Annotated in this window: 6 protein-coding genes; 3 read left to right on the forward strand and 3 right to left on the reverse strand. The window is 70.4% G+C overall.

The genetic code is table 11. The features are described from left to right. From DQP56_RS21635 to DQP56_RS21645, 3 genes are all read right to left on the reverse strand, one after another. The coding region (locus DQP56_RS21635) for an AAA family ATPase (RefSeq protein WP_234825772.1) at positions 1-844 on the reverse strand (844 nt) is incomplete at its 3' end. Between the two features lie 118 nt (positions 845-962). Next, the gene (locus tag DQP56_RS21640; RefSeq protein ID WP_112688932.1) at positions 963-1,919 is read right to left on the reverse strand and encodes an electron transfer flavoprotein subunit alpha/FixB family protein; all 957 of its coding nucleotides are present in this window, start codon (positions 1,917-1,919) and stop codon (positions 963-965) included. A gap of 26 nt (positions 1,920-1,945) precedes the next feature. Continuing rightward, positions 1,946-2,737, reverse strand: a complete 792-nt coding sequence (locus DQP56_RS21645) for an electron transfer flavoprotein subunit beta/FixA family protein (protein ID WP_112688934.1) — start codon at positions 2,735-2,737, stop codon at positions 1,946-1,948. A gap of 196 nt (positions 2,738-2,933) precedes the next feature. Here DQP56_RS21645 and DQP56_RS21650 point away from each other — a divergent pair, with 196 nt between their 5' ends. The 3 genes from DQP56_RS21650 to DQP56_RS21660 all read left to right on the forward strand — a co-directional run bounded on the left by DQP56_RS21650 (position 2,934) and on the right by DQP56_RS21660 (position 6,614). Further along, positions 2,934-3,743, forward strand: coding sequence for a class I SAM-dependent methyltransferase (locus tag DQP56_RS21650; protein ID WP_112688936.1), 810 nt, complete (start codon positions 2,934-2,936; stop codon positions 3,741-3,743). Further along, positions 3,740-5,269 carry a 1,4-alpha-glucan branching protein domain-containing protein gene (locus tag DQP56_RS21655; protein ID WP_112688938.1) on the forward strand — a complete coding sequence of 510 codons (1,530 nt, stop codon included), beginning with the start codon at positions 3,740-3,742 and terminating at the stop codon, positions 5,267-5,269. Before DQP56_RS21650 ends, DQP56_RS21655 begins: the two co-directional genes overlap by 4 nt. Positions 5,270-5,369: 100 nt before the next feature. After that, a complete protein-coding gene (locus tag DQP56_RS21660) occupies positions 5,370-6,614 on the forward strand; it encodes a glycosyltransferase family 4 protein (RefSeq protein ID WP_112688940.1) in 1,245 nt (414 codons plus the stop codon). The last annotated feature ends 87 nt before the right edge of the window (positions 6,615-6,701 follow it).

Raw genomic sequence — 6,701 nt, forward strand, 5'->3', positions numbered from 1 at the left:
CCGCCTCGGCCGGTGCCAACGCCTCGGCCGGCAGACCGAGGCGCTGCGCCGCGGCCAACAGCAAGGTCGGGTCCCCCACCGGTTCGGCCGCGGCCAGCAGCAACAACCGCTGGGTGTCGTCGGGCAGCGACCGGACCCGGGCCAGAAAAAGCTGTTCGAGCTGGCCGGCGACCGGTTGGACATCGGGCCGGTGGTAGCCGCCGGCCAACTCGGCGGCGGAGAGTCCCCGGGGCAACTCCAGCAGCGCCAGCGGGTTACCGTGCGTCTCGGCGACAATGCGGTCCCGCACCTGCGTATCGATGCGCCCGGTGACCGCGGAGGCCAGCAGTTCGCGGGCGTCGGCGTCGCCGAGCCCCCGCAGCACCAGTTTCGGCAGCCCGGTCAGCCCGTCGACCGGCTCACGCAGCGCGAACACCAGCGCGACCGGTTCGGCGACCAGGCGGCGGGCCACGAAGCCCAGTGTCTGCGCCGTCACCCGGTCCAGCCATTGGGCGTCGTCGACCAGGCACAGTATCGGGCGCTCGCCGGTGGCGGCCGCCAGCAGGCCCAGCACGGCGAGTCCGACCAGGAAGCGGTCCGGGGCGGGACCCGAACTGAGCCCGAAAGCGATCTGCAGCGCCTCGCGTTGCGGCTCGGGAAGCGCACCGGCGCGCGGCATCAGCGGGGCACACAGCTGCTGCAGGCCGGCGAAGGCCAACTCCATGTCGGACTCCACGCCGGCGGTGCCGATCACCTCGAACCCGGTAGCGGTCTCGGCGAGATAGTCCAGCATCGCGGTCTTGCCGATACCGGCCTCGCCCCGCAGCACCAGCACCTGGCTGTCACCGGCGCGGGCCCGGCCCAGTAGGTCCCGAAGCTGCTTCTGCTCGCCGTCCCGGCCGACCAGCCCACCATCCGACGCAATGGCCCCCGACACGCCAGGCGTGCGGGGGCCGTTGCCGCTACTGCTCACGCAGTAGAAATTAACCCTTGCGGGCCTTGATCGCCTCGGTCAACTGCGGGGCGACCTTGAACAGGTCCCCGACGATGCCGTAGTCGGCGATCTCGAAGATCGGCGCTTCCTCGTCCTTGTTGACCACCACGATGGTCTTGGAGGTCTGCATCCCGGCCCGGTGCTGGATCGCGCCGGAGATGCCCAGCGCGATGTACAGCTGCGGTGAGACGGTCTTACCGGTCTGGCCGATCTGGAACTGGCCCGGGTAGTAGCCCGAGTCCACCGCGGCACGCGAGGCGCCCACGGCGGCCCCGAGCGAATCGGCCAGCTCTTCGACCACCGAGAAGCTCTCCGCGCTGCCGACGCCACGACCGCCGGCCACCACGATGGGGGCCTCGGTGAGCTCCGGGCGGTCACCGGCCACCGCCGGCTCCCGCGAGGTGACCTTGGTGGCGTTCTCCTCGGCGGCAGGCACCTCCACGGTGACCTGCTCGCCCGCTCCGGCGGCCGGCGCCGGCTCCACGGCCCCTGCCCGCACGGTGATCACCGGCGTGTCGCCGGTGGGCTCGGCGTCGACGGTGTAGGCGCCACCGAAGATGGAGTGCACCACCTTGGCGCCTTCGGAGATCTCGACCACGTCGACCAGCAGACCGGATCCGATCCGGGCGGCCAGCCGGCCGGCTACCTCTTTGCCGTCGGCGCTGGCGGCGATCAGCACCGCAGCCGGGGTGGCCGACTCGGTCAGCGCGGCCAGCACGTCGACCGTCGGGGTGACCAGGTAGCCCTCCACCACGTCGGACTCGGCGACGTAGATCTTGGCGGCGCCGGCTTCCTTCAGTCCGTCGACCAGCGGCGCGGCGGCACCGGGGGCACCCACCACGACCGCGGACGGTTCGCCGAGCACCCGCGCGGCGGTGATCAATTCGGAGCTGACCTTCTTCAGCGCTCCGTCGGCGTGCTCAACGAGCACCAGTACTTCAGCCATGTTTGTCTTCCCTGTCTTCGATGTCGCTAGATCAGCTTCTGGGCAACCAGGTACTCGGCGATCTTGGTGCCGCCGTCGCCCTCGTCGGTCACCTTCTCGCCGGCGGTCTTCGGCGGCTTCGGCGTCGTCGCGGTGACCTTGGAACCGGCGTTGGCGACACCGACCTCGTCGGCCTCGACCCCGATCTCGGCCAGCGTGTAAACGGTGACTTCCTTCTTCTTGGCGGCCATGATGCCCTTGAAGGACGGGAAGCGCGGCTCGTTGATCTTCTCGTTGACGCTCACCACCGCCGGCAGCGAGGCCTCCAGGGTGAACACGCCGTCGTCGGTCTCGCGCTCGCCGGTGACCTTGCCGTCGGCGACGGTCAGCTTGCGCAGGTGGGTCAGCTGCGGCAGTCCCAGGTACTCGGCGATGATCGCCGGAACGGCGCCGGCGACCCCGTCGGTGGACTCATTGCCGGCGATGACCAGCTCGGTGCCTTCGATCTGACCCAGTGCCCGGGCCAGCGCCCAGGCGGTCTGCAAGACGTCGGAGCCCTTCATGCCGTCGTCGAGGATGTGCACGGCCTTGTCGGCCCCCATCGACAGCGCCTTGCGGATCGCCTCGGTGGCCCGCTCGGGGCCGGCGGTCAGCACGGTCACGGTGCCTTCGGCGCCTTCCTTCTCGCGGAGCAGCAGCGCCTCTTCGACGGCCCGCTCGTTGATCTCGTCGAGCACGGCGTCGGCGGCGTCACGGTCCAGCGTGAAATCACTGTCGCTGAGCTTGCGCTCCGACCAGGTGTCTGGGACCTGTTTGATCAGGACCACGATGTTCGTCATGAGTGTGGTTCGTCCTCCTCGAAGGGGTCCTGCGGCGGCGGGCCACAGGACTTGGGTCACGATTCACGCAGCCGCACGACACGTTACTCACGGGTAACTTAGTGCGGTTCGCCAGTACAGAGTAGCGGGTCGTGATAGGGCCACTGCGGGGTAGCCGGTTCGCGGACCGTGGCGTTCGCGTTAGCCTGCCTGTGCGATGAAATCCACGAAACCCGCCGGGGACCCTGCCGGCACCCCGCCCGGCGACGCCACCTTGATGCTGACCGGCGAACGCACCATCCCCGGGCTCGACATCGAGAACTACTGGTTTCGCCGCCACGAGGTGGTCTATGAACAGCTGGCGCCGCGCTGCAACGGCCGCGAGGTGCTCGAGGCCGGATGCGGCGAGGGGTACGGCGCCGACCTGATCGCCGGCGTGGCGCAGCGGGTGATCGGACTGGACTACGACGACGCCGCGGTGGCGCACGTAACCGCACGGTACCCGCGGGTGGAAGCGGTGCAGGGCAACCTGGCCGAGTTGCCGTTGCCCGACGCCGCCGTGGACGTCGTGGTCAACTTTCAGGTCATCGAGCACCTGTGGGACCAGGCGCAGTTCATCGCCGAATGCGCGCGGGTGCTGCGACCCGGCGGGCTGCTGATGATCTCGACCCCTAACCGCATCACCTTCTCCCCCGGCCGCGACACCCCGATCAATCCGTTCCACACCCGCGAGCTCAACGCCGCCGAGCTGACCGAACTGCTGGTCGACGGCGGGTTCGTGATGGACGAAGTTTACGGCGTCTTTCACGGGCCGGTGCTGCGCGAGATGGACGCCCGCCACGGCGGCTCGATCATCGACGCCCAGATCGAACGCGCCCTGACAGCCGCGCCGTGGCCCGAACAGCTGGCCCGCGATGTGGCGGCGGTGCGTACCGCGGACTTCGAACTGGTCCCGGCTGGTAGCGACACCACAGCTCACCACATCGATGACAGCCTGGATCTGGTTGCGATCGCGGTGAGGCCGTGACCGAAAAGCCTTCGGTGCCGGGTTTGTTCACCCTGGTACTGCACACCCACCTACCGTGGCTGGCCCACCATGGCCGCTGGCCCGTCGGCGAGGAGTGGCTCTATCAGTCCTGGTCGGCGGCCTACCTGCCGCTGATGCGGGTGCTGCGGACGCTGGCCGACGAAGGCCGGCGCAATCTGCTCACCCTTGGAGTGACGCCGGTGGTCGCCGCCCAGCTCGACGACCCGTATTGCCTCGACGGCATGCACCACTGGCTGGCGAACTGGCAGCTGCGCGCCACCCAGGCCACGACGCTGCCGGATCTGCGTGACTTCGGCCGGTACGAGCGCGCCAATGCCGAGCAGGCGCTCGACGAGTTCGCGCTGTTGTGGCGCCACGGCGCCAGCCCCTTGCTGCGCGAGCTGGCCCAGGCCGGCACGGTCGAGATGCTGGGCGGCCCACTGGCCCACCCGTTCCAGCCGCTGCTGGCGCCGCGGTTGCGGGAGTTCGCGCTGCGGGAGGGCTTGGCCGACACCCGGGCACGGCTGGCCCACCGCCCCACCGGGATCTGGGCGCCGGAGTGCGCCTATGCCCCCGGTATGGAGGCCGGTTACGCGGCGGCCGGAGTGACGCACTTCATGGTCGACGGGCCGTCGCTGCACGGCGACACCGCGCTGGGCCGGCCGGTCGGTGACTCGGGAGTGATCGCGTTCGGCCGCGACCTGCAGGTCAGCTACCGGGTCTGGTCACCCAAGTCGGGTTATCCGGGCCACGGCGCCTACCGGGATTTCCACACCTATGACCATCGCACCGGGCTGAAGCCGTCACGGGTCACCGGCCGCAACGTCGACCCGGAACACAAGGCGCCTTATGACCCGCAGCGCGCCGACGCCGCCGTCGACACCCACGTCGCCGATTTCGTCAAAGTGGTCCGCACCCGGCTGCAGGACGAGTCGGAACGAATCGGCCGGCCCGCCCATGTGATCGCCGCCTTCGACACCGAGCTGTTCGGCCACTGGTGGCACGAGGGACCGCAGTGGCTGGCCCGGGTGTTGCGTGCGCTGCCGGAGGCCGGGATTCGCGTCGGCACACTGTCGGACGCGATCGACGCCGGGTTCCTCGGGGACTCGGTCGAGCTGCCGCCGAGCTCGTGGGGGTCAGGCAAGGACTGGCAGGTCTGGTCCGGGGAGAAGGTCGCCGACCTGGTGCAGCTCAACAGCGAGGTGGTCGAGACGGCGCTGGGCGCCGTCGACAAGGCCATGGCGGCAGCTGCCACACCGTCGGGGCCGATTCCGCGCGACCGCGTCGCCGACCAGCTGCTGCGGGAGGCGTTGCTGACGGTGTCCAGCGACTGGCCGTTCATGGTGAGCAAGGACTCCGCCGCCGAGTACGCCCGCTACCGCGCGCAGTTGCACGCCCACGCCACCCGGGAGATCGCCGACGCGCTGGCATCCGGGCATCGCGACGTGGCCGAACGGCTGGCCGAGGGCTGGAATCGGGCCGACGGTCTGTTCGGCGCGCTGGATGCCCGTAGGCTGCCACGGTGACCCCCCTCCCGCGCGAGCGTGCGTGTGCCCGGCCCGACACGCCGCGAGACGACCGTTTTTGCGCACGTTCGCGCCCCACTGCTCAGAACGGACCAGCCGCGTGAAGATCCTGATGGTGTCGTGGGAGTACCCGCCGGTCGTGATCGGCGGGCTGGGCCGGCACGTCCACCACCTGTCCACCGCGCTGGCCGCCGCCGGGCACGACGTCGTCGTGCTGGCCAGGCGCCCGTCGGACACCGACCCGAGCACCCACCCCTCGTCGGACGAGATCAGCGAGGGCGTACGGGTCGTCGCCGCGGCCCAGGACCCGCACGAGTTCTCCTTCGGCGACGACATGATGGCCTGGACCCTGGCAATGGGTCACTCGATGGTGCGCGCCGGATTGTCGTTGAAGGTCGACGGCGGCCAGACGTTGTGGCGACCCGATCTGGTGCATGCCCACGACTGGCTGGTGGCCCACCCCGCGATCGCGCTGGCTGAATTCTATGACGTGCCTTTGGTTTCCACGATCCACGCCACGGAGGCCGGTCGCCACTCCGGCTGGGTGTCCGGTCCGCTGAGCCGTCAGGTGCACGCGGTGGAATCGTGGCTGGTCCGTGAATCGGACTCGCTGATCACCTGTTCGGCCTCGATGCGCGACGAGATCACCGACCTGTTCGGCCCCGGGCTGGCCGAAACCACCGTGATCCGCAACGGGATCGACGCCGCGCGGTGGCCGTTCGCCCGCCGGGAGCCGCGCACCGGACCGCCGGAACTGCTGTTCGTCGGGCGGCTCGAATACGAGAAGGGGGTCCACGACGCGATCGCGGCGCTGCCGCGGATCCGCCGGGCCCACCCGGGCACCACGCTGACCGTCGCCGGTGACGGCACCCAGCAGGACTGGCTGACCGAGTGCGCCCGGAAACATCGGGTACTCAAGGCAACCCGGTTCGTGGGGCGGTTGGACCACGACGAATTGCTGGCCATGCTGCACCGGGCCGACGCAGCCGTGCTGCCCAGCCACTACGAGCCGTTCGGCCTGGCCGCGCTCGAGGCAGCGGCCGCCGGGACCCCGCTGGTCGCATCGAACGTCGGTGGGCTGGGAGAGGCCGTCATCGACGGCGACACCGGGATGTCGTGCCCGCCGCGCGACGTGCCCGCACTGGCGGCGGCGGTGTGCGCGGTGCTCGATGACCCGGCCGCGGCCCAGCAGCGCGCCGTGGCCGCCCGCGACCGCCTCAGCGCCGACTTCGACTGGCACACCGTCGCCGACGAGACGGCACAGGTGTACCTGGCCGCCAAGCGCCGCGAGCGCGAGCCGCAGCCGCGCCGACCGATCATCGAGCACGCGCTACCCGACAGGTAACCCTCGCCGTGTGGGACCGCATCTCGGCCGGAGTCACGCACCGCGGTTCGTGGCTGCTGGCGCTGGTCATCCTCACGGCATCGGCCG

It is taken from the genome of Mycolicibacter senuensis, assembly GCF_003284925.1.
Lineage (GTDB): Bacteria > Actinomycetota > Actinomycetes > Mycobacteriales > Mycobacteriaceae > Mycobacterium > Mycobacterium algericum_A.